10 protein-coding genes are annotated in these 17,996 nt (G+C 39.2%); all 10 read left to right on the top strand.

The window, feature by feature from the left end; genetic code table 11:
- Positions 1 to 454 precede the first annotated feature (454 nt).
- Complete coding sequence (locus JOD18_RS13050) at positions 455 to 1,762, top strand: purine/pyrimidine permease (RefSeq protein ID WP_239588115.1); 1,308 nt, start codon at positions 455 to 457, stop codon at positions 1,760 to 1,762.
- Complete coding sequence (locus tag JOD18_RS13055; protein ID WP_204669483.1) at positions 1,759 to 2,736, top strand: NAD(P)H-quinone oxidoreductase; 978 nt, start codon at positions 1,759 to 1,761, stop codon at positions 2,734 to 2,736. Before JOD18_RS13050 ends, JOD18_RS13055 begins: the two co-directional genes overlap by 4 nt.
- Before the next feature lie 279 nt (positions 2,737 to 3,015).
- Positions 3,016 to 4,677 (top strand): L-lactate permease, encoded by a 1,662-nt coding sequence (locus tag JOD18_RS13060; protein ID WP_204669484.1) that lies wholly within the window; start codon positions 3,016 to 3,018, stop codon positions 4,675 to 4,677.
- A gap of 576 nt (positions 4,678 to 5,253) precedes the next feature.
- Complete coding sequence (locus tag JOD18_RS13065) at positions 5,254 to 6,813, top strand: Na+/H+ antiporter NhaC family protein (protein WP_204669485.1); 1,560 nt, start codon at positions 5,254 to 5,256, stop codon at positions 6,811 to 6,813.
- Between the two features lie 951 nt (positions 6,814 to 7,764).
- Positions 7,765 to 9,498 (top strand): phospho-sugar mutase, encoded by a 1,734-nt coding sequence (locus tag JOD18_RS13070; RefSeq protein ID WP_204669486.1) that lies wholly within the window; start codon positions 7,765 to 7,767, stop codon positions 9,496 to 9,498.
- Positions 9,499 to 9,560: 62 nt separating this feature from the next.
- Positions 9,561 to 11,477, top strand: a complete 1,917-nt coding sequence (gene glgB / locus JOD18_RS13075; protein ID WP_204669487.1) for a 1,4-alpha-glucan branching protein GlgB — start codon at positions 9,561 to 9,563, stop codon at positions 11,475 to 11,477.
- Between the two features lie 105 nt (positions 11,478 to 11,582).
- Positions 11,583 to 12,725: a glucose-1-phosphate adenylyltransferase gene (locus tag JOD18_RS13080; protein ID WP_204669488.1), complete on the top strand. Its 1,143-nt coding sequence runs from the start codon at positions 11,583 to 11,585 to the stop codon at positions 12,723 to 12,725.
- Positions 12,715 to 13,851 carry a glucose-1-phosphate adenylyltransferase subunit GlgD gene (glgD, locus tag JOD18_RS13085; protein WP_204669489.1) on the top strand — a complete coding sequence of 379 codons (1,137 nt, stop codon included), beginning with the start codon at positions 12,715 to 12,717 and terminating at the stop codon, positions 13,849 to 13,851. Before JOD18_RS13080 ends, glgD begins: the two co-directional genes overlap by 11 nt.
- 14 nt (positions 13,852 to 13,865) lie before the next feature.
- Positions 13,866 to 15,296, top strand: coding sequence for a glycogen synthase GlgA (glgA, locus tag JOD18_RS13090; RefSeq protein ID WP_204669490.1), 1,431 nt, complete (start codon positions 13,866 to 13,868; stop codon positions 15,294 to 15,296).
- Between the two features lie 274 nt (positions 15,297 to 15,570).
- Entirely contained in the window at positions 15,571 to 17,988 is a 2,418-nt protein-coding gene (locus JOD18_RS13095) for a glycogen/starch/alpha-glucan phosphorylase (RefSeq protein WP_204669491.1), read from the top strand.
- The last annotated feature ends 8 nt before the right edge of the window (positions 17,989 to 17,996 follow it).

Here is a 17,996-nt window from a genome sequence, read left to right on the forward strand (position 1 = left end):
TTGGTGGATGATTGATTAAACTTGGTTAAGTATTTCAATCGTAGCATAGTCAATGGGACTTTTTGTGTACGAATTAATTATTTCATACACCAGAAGGTATATAATTTTTCATGCGTTCATTCTTATTCAATAATAACCATGTCCAGCTCTAAGCGCCAAACTTTAGAGATGTCACGTCACGCCCTACGATAAGTCCACATCGACTCCTTCCGTCGCCGTGTTTCCTTTATCTCCGATGGGACACTCCAATCTCTACGTTTTTAAAAGGGCGCTTTTCGCTTTTCGTTCAGGAACGGATCGTATACCTTTCATGCGTGAGCAGCGAACTTGTGCGGAAATTCGAGATGCCATTTTTATTGGACTTTTTGAACAACCGCTTAAACCAAAAGGGTGCGTTTTGACTTGTTTCTTAGTATAATAACGAGGTGGTAATATTTAGATAGGAGCGTTTGATTTGAAAAATCAGTCGTATATTCAAACTTCGATGGAAACCTTGCAATGGTTTATTTTCTTTTTGGCAAGTTCAGTTGCCTTGCCAATAGTAATAGGAGCCGTTTTTCATATGGATTTTGCTGAAGTCGCCGGATTGATGCAGCGAACCTTTTTTATTGTCGGACTGGCTTCTCTTATACAAGGTTTGGTAGGGCACCGCCTGCCCATTATGGAAGGGCCAGCAGGTATTTGGATTAGTATCTTTACCGTTATGGCGGCTACCGGTGTACAGAATGGCGATGGATTTGAATACACCTTGCGTGTATTAGAAACGACCATGATCTTAACAGGAATTTTTCTGTTTTTAATTGGTATTTTTCGTATTTCACAGCGGATTTTGTTTATCTTTACCCCTTTGGTAACGGGGACCTTTTTTCTATTATTGACAGTACAGCTAAGTGGAACCTTCCTAGAAGGCATGCTTGGTATTCAAGGGGAATCGCCCAGTATTCAATTAAAAGAAGCTGTTATTGCCTTCTTGACTTTTTTTATTGTCTTAGGCTTGTCTGTATTTGCAAAAGGCTGGCTGAGCAGTTATTCGATGTTTATTGGGATTGTTTTTGGCTGGGTAGTATTTAAATTGGTCGGCGGGTCATCACCGTCTTTTGAAAGCATGGGATATATTGCATTTCCAGAGCTGTTTGCCTTTGGTATGCCGGTACTCGATTGGAGTGTCATCCCCATTGCCTTGATTACCTCGGTATTGCTAATTTCCAATGTAGTCGCCTCGGTGGTAGCTATGGAACAAACAATGGGTATAAAGTCTAGTCGGGAACAGAGTGCAAAGGCAGTTAACCTAGGTACGATGTTTTCAGGATTGAATACCAGCCTAGCGGGGGGATTTGGAGCGATTGCCAATGTGCCGTTGTCCACTTCATCTGGCTTTGTGCGCTTAACAGGACAAAAGCGAAAAAGACCGTTTATTTACGCATCCTTTTTGTTAATGATAGTCGCCTTATTCCCGCCCATTGTCTCGTTTATTTCTAGTATACCTGCTCCTATTGCCAATGCGGCTTTAATGGCGTCTTTTATTCAATTGGTCAGTTTGGGCATTCACAATGTGACACTCAAGCCATTAGATAATCGAAAAATGACGATTTTGGGTATTGCTTATTTGATCGGGATGGGTACTATGTTTTTGCCAGCGGAAGTATTTGCCGAGTTACCATCGATTATTCAGAATGTGATGAGTAATGGTCTTCTCGTTGGAACCGGCTTAGTCATTATTATCGAACAATTATGGCGTGAAAAGGAGGAAATAGAATCATGAAAGCAGTGATTGCAAAACAGCCAGGCGGTGCTGAACAACTGGTGTATCAAGAAATGGCAGATCCGATGTTAGCCCCAGGAGACATTTTGATTGAGGTCCATGCTACGGCAGTAAATCGTACGGATATTCTCAATCGAGAAGGTAAATCAGGCTATGCCAAAAATCCAATTATAGGTGTTGAAACAGCAGGAATAGTGATTGATACCAATGGGCATCGCCATCTGAAAAAAGGAGATCGGGTGATGGGGTTAGTAAATGGAGGAGCATATGCTGAGAAGGCTGCAATGCCGGCTGATCGAGCTATGCCAATCCCCTCAGGGCTTACCTTTGAGCAGGCGGCAGCTATTCCAGAAGTATTTCTGACTGCTTTTCAAACATTATATTGGATTGGCCGTCTACAGCAGAATGAGAAGGTGCTGATTCATGCAGCAGCAAGTGGCGTTGGTACGGCTGCTATTCAGTTAGCTCGTACCTTATCACAGGCAGAGATTTTTGTAACGGCTGGATCAGCGCGGAAACTGGAATTTTGCCAAGAGCTTGGAGCGGATACGTTGATGAATTACCGGGAAGAAGATTTTACTGAGACAGTAGGGGCTGCAACCAATGATCAAGGTGTACAGCTTATCTTAGATTTTATCGGCTCCAGCTATTGGACGCAGAATTTGCGAAGTATTGCCGTAGACGGTCGCTGGGTATTGATCGGTGTTTTGGGAGGCAGCACAGTAGAGAAAATATCATTAATGGAGTTAATGGCGAAACGGATTCAGCTTACCGGTACGTTGTTAACCCCTAGAAGTGATAACTATAAGGCGAGACTGACTGCTGATTTTATGGATCAAACCTACCCTTATTTTAAAAATGGAGAACTGCGGCCAGTGATAGATAGTGTTTTTCCGATGGAAGACGTGGCAGAAGCTCACCGGCATATGGAAGCCAATAAAAACATTGGGAAAATTATTCTGCAGGTGAAGTAAGGATGGAAACCAGGATAAAACGAAATTAAAAAAACGACGGACTTGTTGTTCTGTTTGCTTTGATAAAGGATAATGATAGAGTTTTTCACGTTCCATTGTGAAAAACTCTAATTTTTCCGGATCAAAAAATGGTTCACAATTTGACTTATCTTCTTAAGCGATAGCACACATTATAGGAATTTTTAATGGAAAAAAGTTATTTTTATTTGTGAATTGTTTCACAAAATATATTAGATTGTGATATAATGAACATATAAATTATAAGGGTGGGGGCTTGAGATGATGACATTAGTCGCTTTGGCACCGATTTTAGCGGTATTCTTATTTCTCGTTTTACTGCGTATGCCGGCAATGAAGGCAATGCCAATTAGTTTATTGGTAACAGGGGTATTGGCATTTTTTTATTGGAAAGTATCTTTTGTTCAAATTAGTGCTTCGATTATTGAAGGAGTACTTATAGGGGTGTCCATTTTATATATTGTCTTTGGTGCTATTCTGCTTTTAAATACATTGCAAAAAGGTGGAGCGATTGACACAATTCGCAATTTCTTTATAGATGTTTCTCCAGACCGGCGCGTGCAGATTATTTTGATTGCTTGGTTGTTTGGAGCATTTATTGAAGGAGCAGCAGGATTTGGGACTCCTGCTGCTATCGTGGCACCATTGTTAGTTGTGTTGGGTTTTCCGCCTCTGGCTGCAGTAGTTTTGGCTTTAGTAGCTAACAGTTCTCCAGTTTCGTTTGGGGCAGTGGGCACACCAGTAATTGTAGGGGTAAATCAAGGTCTTCATGAAGGGGGTGCCTTATCACAAATTACTGCAGTCTTTTTAGATGATATCAGTATAACAGAATATACAAAGATAATTGCTAGCCAGATTATGCAATTTGATATAATAGTTGGCACTATGATGCCCTTAGTGGTTGTCGTTTTATTGACTCGTTTTTTCAGTGAAGATCGGACATGGAAGCGTGCTTTTGAATTATGGAAGTTTGCTCTCTATGCTGGATTAAGCTATACTATTCCTGCCTTTCTAGTGGCAACCTTTGTCGGACCAGAGTTCCCCTCTATTATTGGCGGTTTAGTTGGTTTGGTATTGGTATTATTAGCTGTCAAAAAAGGCTGGATGTTACCAAAAAAGACATTAGATTTTCCAGCGAAAGACCAGTGGCAATCAGTTTGGCAGGGTAATTTACCAATTGTGAATCAAGAACAGGCAAAAAAAATGAAACTTATTAAGGCGTGGATTCCCTACATCTTGTTAGGTGTCTTGCTGATTCTGACCCGTGTAGAAGAATTACCAATAAAAGGTTGGTTGCAAGGTGTAACCGTTGGCTGGGAAGGGATTCTAGGTACATCCATTTCAGCTGTATTTGAACCTCTTTATTTACCAGGCACTATTTTCCTTATTGTTGTATTATTTACTGTTATTTTCCACAAAATATCTCTTCTGTCTTTTGGTCAAGCCTTGTCCACTTCTGGAAAAGCATTGGCTGGTACAGCTATTACCTTATTTACTGCGGTGCCGATGGTACGAATTTTTATTAATTCTGGAGTAAATGGAGCGGGCTTTGAGAGTATGCCTGTAGAATTAGCGCATCAGGCGGCCGATTTGGTTGGAACAGGCTGGCCGTTAATGGCACCGTTTATTGGTGCATTAGGCTCCTTTATTTCAGGCAGTGCTACTTTTAGTAATATGATGTTTTCTCTATTTCAATTTTCTGTTGCAGATCAAGTAGGGGTAAATCCTACGCAAATTATTAGTTTGCAGGTGCTGGGTTCTAATGCAGGAAATATGATCTGTGTCGTTAACGTAGTAGCAGCAGCCTCAGTGGTAGGCTTAGTAGGGAAAGAAGGCTTGATTATTCGAACAGTCCTTATCCCAATGTTGATCTATGCAGCATTAGCAGGAAGCTTAGGCTTGCTATTTTCGTATCTGAATTGAAAATAAAAGAAGAGGATCTCCATGTTAGTCGGGCAAAATGAAACAAGGTATTTATGAAAGCATTCAGCAGCTTTAACAGCCGCTGGGTGCTTTTTTGTATAGAAAATCCATCGTTTAAGAAAAATATCATATGAATAAAAATCCAATACAGCTGACTGTTAATGTGTGAACAATTAGGGTTATTTTTTGTTTGGCAGTTCGATCCGGTCGCTTTTAAATTTTTGCTGCGTATTCTTTCTGATATTTTTGATATCGAATCTTTTCTTTGTCATAAATTATTCAACTCCTTTATAAATTTAATTTGCTCTATTACGACGTGTTTATGTATCCTGGCGTATTGTTATTTGTCGATAAATGATGACAAATGATACGGAAATTGGTACACTGTTTGAGGGTAATGTGCTGTAACAAATATTGGTATGAAGATGTATGCACACATCTTATTATGGTGTATAACAAATGTGAATCCGATCACGTTTTGGAAAGAGTGGCATTGTACCTTGATTTGTTTCACATTAAGCCTCAGCGAGGGAGCTCTCTGAGGCAAGTCTTATTTTATTTAGTGGAGGTATAGATATGGAAGACACGATATATTCGTTAATTCCTGCCGTAGTAATGCTTGGATTGGTGTTATTGACACGAAGGATTCTTTTGTCACTTGGTACAGGTATCATTGTTGGGGCCTTGCTCATTCATAATTTTCATATACTGGACAGTTTGAAAGAGATCTGGCATGTATTTAGTGGCATTTTTTACACAGCAGACGGTTGGAATATTACTAATTTATATTTATTAGTATTCTTAATTTTATTGGGAATTATTACGGTTCTAATGATTGCTTCGGGGGGAAGCTTGGCTTTTGGAGATTGGGCAATTAAACATATTAAGACAAGAAGAGACGCTCAATTGGTCCCCGCTTTATTAGGACTGTTTATTTTTATTGATGATTATTTTAACAACTTGGCAGTTGGCCAAGTCGCTCGACCGGTGACAGACCGTTATCGTGTATCACGAGCGAAACTGGCGTACTATATCGACTCTACTTCGGCGCCAATTACAGTTATTGCACCTATTTCCAGCTGGGGTGCTTTCATTATTGGTATTCTTGGCCCCCTTTTTGCAACTCAAGGGATTACTGCTTATCAGCCGTTAGAGGCCTTTATCCAGATGATCTTTCTAAACATGTATGCATTTGCTGCTATATTGTTAGTATTTTTAGTGGCTATCTTCAATATTAATATCGGTCCCATGAAAATACATGAACGGAGAGCGATAGAAACAGGACATTTAGTTGATCCGTTGAAGGACACCATGGCAGGAAGATTGGATCAAGAAACGACAATTAATAAAAATGGAAAGATTCGACATTTGGTTATTCCAATCATCGTGCTAGCTGTAACAACAGTTGGAGCCATGTTGACCACTGGTTATTATGCAGCGCCAGACCATGCTACGATCTTAACGATGTTTGAGCATACAGATGTAAACTTGTCCCTGTTTATCGGCGGCTGCTTAGCTGCATTGACCGGTTTCATCTTATATGGCCTATTAAAAGGGAAGAAGCTCTCAAGCTGGAAAATCATTCGAATGGGGGCACGTTCGATGCAGCCGGCCATAGGGATTTTGATTTTGGCATGGATGATTGGCTCGATAATCGAAACAATCGATACAGGCGGTTTCTTGGCTAGTATAGCTGAAAGAGCCTCACTAAATGCCAGCTATCTGCCTCTCTTGATCTTTATTTTGACTGGGTTTATGGCATTAGCAACAGGGACATCATGGGGAACTTTCGGAATAATGTTACCTATCGCTGCCAAAGTTTCTGTCGTATATGATGTGGAATTAGTATTACCTGCGATGGCATCGGTATTAGCAGGGTCTGTCTTTGGTGATCATTGTTCTCCGATATCGGATACCTCCATTTTATCTTCTACTGGTGCTGGCGCCAACCATATCGATCACGTGATGACACAATTGCCATATGTCATGATAAGTGCAGCGGCCTCTGTGGTCGGATATTTGGTATTTGCCTGGACGGGGCAAGTCGTCTGGTCTTTAATAATTACCTTATTTTGTGTAACGTTGACAGCTTTATTATGGAAAAAATATCACGATAATCATGAAGAAAATGAATAGGTTTAGCTCGTGTCGAATAAAACGGCAGTATGCCAATTATGTATTTGACTAAACATACAAATAAGTTATACCTCATACTTTCTAGGGTGTCTGTTTGACTGCCCGAGAGAAAACAGACTGCGGAAATTTATGACACTAAGGGACAAAGGCCTGGGAGAATAATCGCGATGATTCTTTCAGGCCTTTTTGTGAGATCTTTAGTTAATTAGTGGAAAAATAAAAATGGTAATAAACGGTTATTAAATCCTTTTTTTTCTTGACTTGTGCCGTTATTTCCTATAAAATCAATTTTAATTATTACAATATTATTTCATTGATGTTACGAATGTATGTCGTATGAAGAAAATGCAACATATATTTGTCGAAAGTGTTCTATTTTTCAGATATATCATGATCTCTATTGCACACTAATACATAAAACTGGTATAATTAAAGTACAAGTACAGTAATATGAAAAACTGTAAAGAAATATCAATTTAACATTACGTTAATTCCTATTCGTGTATGATAAGCGTAACAACTATTTACCATTCTAATTCCTTTTTTTGCAAGCACAAGAAAAATATGATATCGTGTTTTTCTTAATACACCTAGTTTAAAAGTCAAGTACTCTGTACATTGAAATTCTAGCTTGTAATGCAAAAGATAGTTTAGAAGGTTATTGAGGTAAGTCTAAATGTATGCGCTTTCTTTATTGGTAGTATCCTATTTTGTTTGAAACTATACTGCTCTTGAAAATAAGAGAAGAGCCGTATAGTTTTCTTTATAATTATTTTGGGAAATAGTGAATTTTTTAAATTATTTTTCCAAAAGTCATTATTTATAAGAACCATCCTCAACTCTTAATTAAACAATTTTGACTGGGATGGACAAGGTGTCTGTACCTTGATATGTACTTCTTTACAAGATCTAGTTACAGAAAGAAATTATACACAGAAGGGAGTTAGGTTTATGGAATATCAGTCCATCTATGAACAATGGAATAACGAACAAGCTTTAGACCATGATCTAAAACAACAGCTAAAAGTGTTGTCAGGTAATCAAGAAGAGTTAGAGGATGCCTTTGCAGCACCGTTAGAATTTGGAACTGCCGGAATGAGGGGGATTCTAGGGCCAGGTATAAATAGAATGAACATTTACACAGTAAGGCAAGCTACTGAAGGATTAGCACGCTTTATTGAAGGGCAATCAGATGAAACGAAAGCAAGAGGTGTCGTTATTGCTTATGATTCCAGGCATATGTCACAGGAATTTGCACTAGAAGCGGCCAAAACATTAGCTGCCCATGATATCCCTGCTTATGTCTTTGAAGAGTTACGTCCAACTCCTGAACTTTCCTTTGCTGTTAGGCATTTGCAGACTATTGCGGGCATTATGATAACCGCTTCACATAACCCGGCCGCATATAATGGATATAAGATCTACGGAGAAAGTGGCGGACAAATGCCGCCAAATGATGCAGACGCCTTAACAGAATACGTCCGATCAGTAGAAAATCCATTACAAGTAGCTGTTATGCCAGAGCAAGAGGCAAAGGATAAGGGATTATTGAAAATGATCGGTGAAGACATCGATAAGGTTTATTTAAAGGAATTAAAGTCGGTAACGATTGATTCTAATCTTACTACGCAAGAGGGTAAAGATTTAAAACTGGTATTCACACCGTTGCATGGAGCTGGGAAAATGCTTGGAGAAAAGGCTTTAAAACAAGCTGGTTTTGAAAGCTTTACCATTGTGCCAGAGCAAGCGGTTGCCGACCCGGATTTTTCTACTGTGGAATCGCCCAATCCAGAGGAGCACTCAGCTTTTGAATATGCTATCAAGTTAGGTAAAGAGCAAGGAGCAGACCTCTTGGTAGCAACAGATCCCGATGCGGACCGGCTAGGTGTAGCAGTAAGGCTGCCTAATCAAGAATACGAAGTATTATCAGGCAACCAAATCGGTGCATTAATGACAGAATACATTTTAGGTGCTCATCAGCAAGCAGGTACATTGCCGGACAATGCCGTGATCTTGAAGTCGATTGTTTCGAGTGAATTTCCAGCAGCTATTGCTAGTTGGTATGACGCCAAAACGATTAATGTTTTAACAGGTTTTAAGTTTATTGCTGAGAAAATTGAACAATTCCAGAGAAACAAGCTGCAAACGTTTATGTTTGGTTTCGAAGAGAGTTATGGCTATTTAGTTCAACCGTTTGTCCGGGATAAAGATGCGATTCAAGCCTTAGTGCTTATCGCAGAGGTGGCGGCCTATTATAAGCGTAAAGAACAAACACTTTATGATGCCTTGCAGAAACTATTTAAAAAGTTCGGTTACTACGGTGAGAAGACTATTTCAGTTACGATGTCTGGTATAAAAGGATCAGAAAATATTGTGAAACTGATGAAGCAATTACGTGATAAGCCGCCGTCTGCTTTTGGAAATGAATCTGTGATCCAGATAGAGGATTATCAGCAGCTTACCAAGACATATGTTGACGGGACAGTCGAAGATTTGGAGTCTGCCTCTTCTAATGTATTGAAGTATACCTTGGATGACAATAGCTGGATTGCTATCCGGCCTTCCGGAACAGAGCCTAAGATTAAATTTTATATTGGTGTAACGGCCAAAAGTCAACAAGAAGCCAATGATAAAATAGCTGAGTTTGAAGTGACTATCAAAGAATTAATTGCAGCCAATCAATAACTTCAACGTATGTAAATGTATTCCTGAATAGAAATATATAGTAAAAGTGATGGGGTGGCAATATGCAAATCAATGAGCAGATACAGGAGGCATTAGAACGATTTCAGACAGGCGAGAATTTCTACAGTCAACATCTATTTGGTTACCATCAGGCAACATATAATGGAGAAGAGGGATTTGTTTTTCGGGTATGGGCGCCAAATGCACAGCAAGTATGGCTGGTTGGAACTTTCAATAATTGGGATGATTCCATTCCAATGGAGAAGAACGAACAGTATGGATATTGGGAAGTGTTTACTTCCAGAGCAGCAGAGCAAGATCTTTATAAGTATAAGCTTCGCCAAGCCGATGGCAGAGAAATAATGAAAATTGATCCATTTGCTATTTCCTTTGAAGAGAGACCAGGCAGCGCGGCCGTTATCTACACGATTCCAGAAAGAAAATGGAAGGACGGGCTTTGGATTGGCCGCAAGAAACGGTCAAATGCATTTCGGCGCCCGCTTCATATTTATGAAGTGCATGCCAGCTCATGGAGGCAGAACGAAGACGGCACTCCCTATACCTTTCAGCAATTAAAAGAGGAGCTTATTCCATACGTCAAGGAAATGGGATACACCCATATTGAATTTATGCCCTTGATGGAACACCCGCTGGGGGCGTCATGGGGATATCAATTGATTGGTTATTTCGCCTTAAGTTCCTATTATGGAAAACCAGAAGAATTCCAAGATTTTGTTGAAACTTGTCATATAAATAATATTGGCGTCTTGGTTGATTGGGTTCCTGGTCATTTTTGTATTAATGAAGAGGCTTTACCCCGTTATGATGGAACAGCACAATTTGAATACCAAGACCCTGATCGTGCACAGAATATTCGTTGGGGTTCAGTCAACTTTGATTTAGGGAAGCCGCAAGTACAGAGTTTTCTTATATCCAGTGCCCTGTTTTGGCTGGAAATGTACCATATTGATGGTTTTCGTGTCGATTCTATTACAAATGTGCTTTATCTTGATGCTGATGAAGGTCCGTGGCAGCCAAACCATGAAGGCGGCAATCGAAATTTCGAAGGATATTATTTCTTGCAGAAGTTAAATGCGGTGGTGAAGCTAGGACATCCAGAATCGATGATGATTGCCGAAGACAGTTCATCTGATACACAGATTACTGGTTTAATCGAAACTGGGGCAGTGGGCTTTGATTATAAGTGGAATATGGGCTGGATGAATGATGTATTACGCTTTTATCAAATGGACCCTGTATTTCGTAAAGACCACTTTCATTTAGTGACTTTTTCGTTTATGTATATGATGAACGAAAACTATATCTTACCATTGTCACATGATGAAGTGGTTCATGGTAAGAAGAGCCTGATGCATAAGATGTGGGGAGATCGCTATAATCAGTTTGCTCATTTGCGTAATCTATATACTTATATGCTGACACATCCTGGCAAGAAACTGCTGTTTATGGGAAGTGAATGGGGACAATTCTTGGAATGGAAATACGATGAAGGATTGGAATGGCGTGACTTGCAAGATGATCTTAATTACAAGATGCAGCAATTTACTCGTCATATTAATCATCTCTACAAAACAGAACCTTCTCTTTGGGAATTAGAACAATCCCCGGAAACAGTAAGAATAATTGATGCAGATAATACCAATGAATCTGTTTTAAGTTATATACGTCAAGGAAAGAAAAAGAAAGATTTTCTCGTGGTTATTCTGAATATGACTCCAGTGGAACGAAAAGATTTTGCCATAGGTGTTCCTTACTCTGGTGTATATGAAGAAATTCTCAATACAGAAAAACAAGAATTTGGCGGCACATGGGTATGGAATAATGAAGACTGCCAAACAGAAGAACAGCCTTTTAAAGACTTTGATTATCAGATTAGAACAATCGTTCCTGCTTTAGGTGCTTTGATTCTGCGTCCAAAACAGATTAATGTCCGCAAAAAGAAAAAGCAGAAGTATTAATCAGGCACTTGAAACATATATTTAACGTTGGTAATAAGTAATATTGCATATATATTTTGGAGTCATAGAAGGGAGGCAGGTGAAAGAAGTCTTTCACCGAAACTAATGAAAAACGAGATGCTAGCCATGATACTTGCTGGGGGAAAAGGTACTCGCTTAGGCAAATTAACGCAGAAAATTGCAAAACCAGCTGTTCCATTTGGTGGCCGATACCGAATAATCGATTTTACTCTAAGTAATTGCGCCAATTCCGGGATTAGGAATGTAGGGGTTATTACACAATATCAACCATTAGCGCTGAATAACCATATTGGTAATGGTGCCAGCTGGGGACTGAATGGTATTAATTCAGGGGTTACGATCCTACAGCCATATTCTAGTTCAGAAGGCGGCAAATGGTTTGATGGAACCGCACATGCCATCTATCAAAATATTGCCTATATTGATGAGATGGATCCAGAGTACATACTTGTATTGTCTGGAGACCATATCTATAAGATGGATTATGAAGAAATGCTGGAAATACACAAAAAAAATGACGCCTCTCTAACGGTTGCAGTTATCGAAGTACCGATGAAAGAAGCTTCTCGATTTGGAATAATGAACACTGATGAAAATGATCGCATCATCGAATTCCAAGAGAAACCGGAAAATCCAAAAAATAATTTGGCCTCCATGGGGATATATATTTTTAATTGGCAGCAATTGCGCAGTGTGCTGTTAAACAGTTATTCTAAAGATGATCAAATGCTGGACTTCGGGAAACATGTGATTCCGTCTTACTTAGACAGCGGGGAAAATGTTTTTGTTTATCGTTTTGCAGGATATTGGAAAGATGTTGGAACCATCGATTCATTATGGGAAGCCAATATGGAATTTATTGATCCTTCCATGAACTTGGATATTCGTGATAAGAATTGGCGAGTCTATTCCAAAAACACGATTTCACCACCTCACTTTTTGACGGAAGCAGCCTCGGTGAAGGAATCACTGATTGTGGATGGCTGTTATGTGGCAGGTGAAATTGAACGCAGTATTCTCTCCAATGATGTCCAAGTCAAAGAAGGAACGACAATCAGGGACAGCTTTATTATGCCTGGTGCTACTATTGGTAAGAATGTCACGATAAATCGTGCCATTATTGGTGAGAATGCCGTTGTTGGCGATAATACCGTCATTGATGGAACGGAAGAAATCGGTGTGGTAGGAGATTCAGAAACGATTGGAGTGACGATTGATGAGGACTAATAAAATGTGTGCCGTACTTGGAAATATTCAACGCTATAACGCCTTATTGCCATTAACAAATGATCGTCCGCTGGCAACATTACCTGTTGCGTGTAAATATAGAATGATAGATTTTCCCTTATCCAGTATTGTAAATGCCAATGTGAATACCGTATTTATGATTTTTAACGAAGGGGAAACACAATCTGTTTTTGATCATATTGGAGGAGGAAAAGAGTGGAATCTGGATGGGATTCATAATCGTTTCTTTATCCATTTGTATCAGGATTTTCTAAAGTTAAAGGCACAGAATTTAGCTTATTATGAAGAACTGATTGGATACTTAGAAAAATCCAAATCAGAATATACTGTATATATGAGCAGTAAGATGCTGTGCAGTATCGACCTGCGTGCCGTTATGAATATTCATCAGCTTCATAATAATGAGATGACCGTTGTTTATAAGAAAGTCAGTGCGGAGAATGTCTGTGCTACCGATGCCGTACTTTCCATTGAATCAGACGGTAAGATATCTGAAGTGTTTTCTGCGAAAGAACAGAATAATACAGATGATCTGCGGAATTTATGTATGGATATTTATATTGTACAGACTGATTGGCTAATTAGTGAATTGAGAGCAGGGCAGCAAGAAGGAGCAACGGTAGATTTACAAGATTTCCTGCGCAAAAAAATTCATACCGTAAAAAGCTCTACCTATGAATATACAGGTTATTTGAGTAATGTCTTCGATATTAACTCTTATTACAGGGCGTCTATGGATATGCTGAATTCCAAACGATTTAATTCGCTTATGTATTCCAGTCAGAAGATTTATACGAAATTGAAGAATGAGGTGCCAACTTATTACTCGGAAACATCAGAAGTGAAGAACAGTCAGTTTGCAACGGGAAGTATTGTAGAAGGTAGAGTAGAGAATTCGCTGGTGTCAAGGGGAGCACATATTGCACCAAATACAGAAGTACTGGATTCAATTATTATGCCAAGTGCACAAATACGTGAGGGTGCTTCGATTCAATACGCGATACTAGATAAGAATGTAATAGTAGATCCAGGAGTGACGATTGCTGGAACAGAAGAAAAGCCGGTAGTTGTACCAAAAGGCGCACACGTCACCAACGATTTGTAGGAGGGAATAACCTAATGAAGGTACTATTTACGAGTGCTGAATGTGCACCTTTCTTTAAGACAGGTGGTTTAGGAGATGTGATCGGTGCATTACCTAAAGAATTAGTAAAGAAGGGTACGGAAGTGGCTGTTGTGCTTCCGTACTTTACCAAACTGCCTCAACAGTACAAAGAGGCATGTCAGGATCTCTTTCACTTTACCGTAAATGTAGGCTGGAGAGAGCAATATTGTGGGGTAAAACGTCTGACAATGAATAAAGTTGATTATTATTTTATTGATAATCGTTACTATTTCGACCGGGAAGGCCTGTACGGCTATTTTGATGATGGAGAACGTTTCGCCTTTTTTCAAATGGCCGCAATTGAGTTAATGGAACAGATCGAATTTATTCCTGATATTTTTCATGCTAATGATTATCATACGGCGATGATTCCATTCTTAATCAAGGAGAAGTATCACTGGATAAATGCCTATCAATCGATCCGGACAGTATTAACGATTCATAATATGGAGTTTCAAGGACGCTATAATCCGGAAATATTGCTAGACTTGTTTGGAATGGGCATGGAGCGTTTCTATGATGGGGCAGTAAGATTTGATAATGATGTCAATTTTCTGAAGGCTGGGATTCAATATGCAGATCGAGTGAATACCGTTAGCCCTTCCTATGCTGTTGAAATCCAAACAACAGATTTTGGTCATGGCCTAGATGGAATTCTGCGTATGGAGCAGAATAAACTAAGGGGAATTGTTAATGGGATTGATTATGAGATCAATAACCCGGAAACAGATGAGCTTCTGTTTGCCAATTTTTCAAAAGAAAATCTTGCTGGGAAGAAGGAAAATAAACGAGAATTACAAAAATTGCTGGGATTGCCGGTACAAGAGGATGTACCACTGATTGCAGTGGTCAGCCGTTTAACCCGACAGAAAGGCTTCCCGCTGGTGCTACAAGAATTAGACCATATGTTGCAGCTAGATGTGCAGTTTGCTCTGTTAGGTACAGGAGATTCTGATTTAGAGGATCAATTCCGAAACTTTGATGAAGGCTATCCAGATAAATGTGCTATTACCATTGATTTTGATCTCCAATTAGCCCAACAATTATACGCAGGAGCAGATATTTTCTTAATGCCATCAGCCTTTGAACCGTGTGGATTATCACAAATGATTTCCATGCGTTATGGGACATTGCCAGTGGTACATGAAGTGGGCGGTTTGAAGGATACGGTAGTGCCGTATAATCCGATTGAAAAAACAGGGACAGGCTTCGGTTTTGCCAACTTTAGTTCCTTTTATTTAATGGATGCTGTCAAGAAGGCTGTTGATTTGTATAATTCAGACCCTGAAACATGGTTTCAATTAATGAAACGGGCTATGACACAAGACTTTAGCTGGGAAACATCAAGTGAAAAATATCTAGAGCTTTATCAAGAAATAGTGTGAATAAGGTACATCACCCTGTCATGTTAAGGCTGCTAAGAGAGCCGCAGATTATCACAAATAATGTATTGTAGATCTTGCTTTTATTGGCAGACAGCATTTCCGGGTGATTTCTTTTAATAACAATGAAGTGTCTCCATAAAAGAAGAAAAGAGTTTTCCAAGGACAGACATACAATAATACATCCAGTTGATCACGATGTGAATTAGAGAAAATAAACCTTAGTGGTAGAAACTTCGTGTAATTATGTTGGAATATAAAAAGGAGAATGGCATAAATGGTGATGACAAAAGAAGAATTTAAAAAAGAACTGCGTCAGCGATTGAGAGAGAATTATGCAATTGAAGTCGAAGGTGCCAAACCCCCAGAGCTTTTTAATACTTTAGGAGCCTTGCTTAAGGCAAAGTTCTCAGAGGATTGGCGAGCAACATGGAAAGATTATTTGGTAGGAAAACAAAAGCAAGTTTATTATTTTTCGATTGAATTTCTGCCTGGAAAAATGCTGAAAAGTAATCTATTGAATATGGGCATGTTGGAAATGGTACGTGAGGCATTGGCAGAGATGGATATCGATTTAGAAGAGCTTGCAGAAGTCGAACGAGACATGGCATTGGGGAATGGCGGATTAGGCCGTTTAGCTTCTTGTTTTATGGATTCGCTAGCTTCTTGTGGTTTACCGGGAAATGGAAACGGGATCCGTTATGACTATGGTTTATTTAAGCAGCGTTTTGTCGATGGTTACCAAGTAGAGCTGCCGGATGAATGGCTTAGGAGCGGAAATATATGGGAGATTAGAAGAGACAGTAAAGCAGTAGATGTTCGAATTGGCGGCCATGTCTATTTAAAAGAAGTGCGTAAAGGCCGGTTAAAGCCTGTGTATGAGAATACCCGTACACTAAGAGCTGTTCCTTATGACACAGGGATGGTTGGGTATGGAAATGGTGTGGTGAATACCTTAAGATTATGGTCTGTGGAGATTCCAAGCTCTGAGGAAGATCGCTATCAAAGTATCGAAGGACGCCGTGAATTGGAGGATTTAACCGCCGTTTTATATCCTGATGATTCCAATGAAAAAGGAAGATTGACTCGTTTAATTCAGGAATATTTCTTTGTTTCAGCAGGTATTCAAAGTATTATTCGTTACTATAAGCGCTTAAATCAGCCAATGACTCGCTTGAGTGAATATGTGGCCATTCACATTAATGATACTCATCCTGCTCTATGTGTACCTGAAATGATGCGAATCTTGATGGATGAACAGAATCTTTCTTGGAAACAAGCATGGGATACTACAGTGAAAGTAATGAGTTATACTAATCATACGATCATGGCAGAGGCACTGGAGAAATGGCCAATTGATCTTATGAAACGTACGATACCTAGAATGTATCAAATTATTGAAGAGATTGATGCCCGTTATGTAGCCTCTATGCGTGAGATTCATGAGCATGATTTAGTGGAACGTACCAGAATTATAAAAGATGGACAAGTACATATGGCGCATTTAGCTATTATTGGAAGTTACAGTACAAACGGTGTTGCCAAACTGCACTCAGATCTTTTAAAATCGGTGGTGCTGCATGATTTTTATGTTATATTCCCAGATCGTTTTAATAATAAGACGAATGGAATTGCCCAACGACGCTGGTCCCAATTATCCAATGAACCGCTGTCTAATGTACTCAATGAAGCGATTGGTACTAGTTGGCGCAAAAATGCAGCTGATTTAAAATTATTGATGAACTATCAAGGGGATCAGCAAGTATTAAAGAAGCTGGCTGAGGCGAAGAAAAAAAATAAACAGGCATTGGCGGCATATATTAAGGAAAACACGGGTATAGAAGTATCAACAGAGGCAATTTTTGATGTGCAAATCAAACGTCTTCATGCGTATAAGCGGCAATTACTGAACCTTTTGCATATTATTAAACTATATCTGGATTTAAAGGACAATCCAGAACATCCTATGCAGTCACGTGTGTTTATATTTGGAGCAAAGGCAGCACCAAGTTATGCTTATGCTAAAACCATTATTAAGTGTATCAATGAAACAGCGAACCTAATTAATAATGATCCAGACATTAATGGGCGTTTGAAGATAGTCTTCTTACCAAATTATAATGTCACATTAGCTGAAAAGATTATTCCGGCAGCTGATGTTAGTGAACAGATTTCCCTAGCTTCCAAAGAGGCTTCTGGGACAAGTAATATGAAGCTGATGTTAAATGGTGCGATCACTATTGCTACATTAGATGGCGCAAATGTAGAAATCCGTAACGCGGTTGGTGATGATAATATCTTTATCTTCGGATTAACGGAGAAAGAAGTGTATCAATACTATGAGAATAGAGAATATTCCTCGATTCGCTTATACGAAGAAAATTCCGTTATTCAAAGGGTGTTAAATACCTTTATTGATGGAACTATACCTAATATCCTATATGAAGGCCGAGAGATTTTTGATTCCTTAATTAAGTATAATGATGAATACTTCTTGCTGCGTGACTTTGATTCCTATGTTCAGGCACAAGAGAAGATTAATGAGGCATATGCTAATCCAAAGATATGGCAGAAAATTAGTTTAATTAATACTGCAAATGCCGGACGTTTCTCATCTGATGAAACGGTACGCCGTTACGCAGAAGACATTTGGAATATTGAATCAAAATTGTCTTATTCAAACAAGAAGGGGTAACAAGCTAT

It is taken from the genome of Gracilibacillus alcaliphilus (assembly GCF_016909015.1).
GTDB classification, from domain to species: Bacteria; Bacillota; Bacilli; order Bacillales; family Amphibacillaceae; genus Gracilibacillus; species Gracilibacillus alcaliphilus.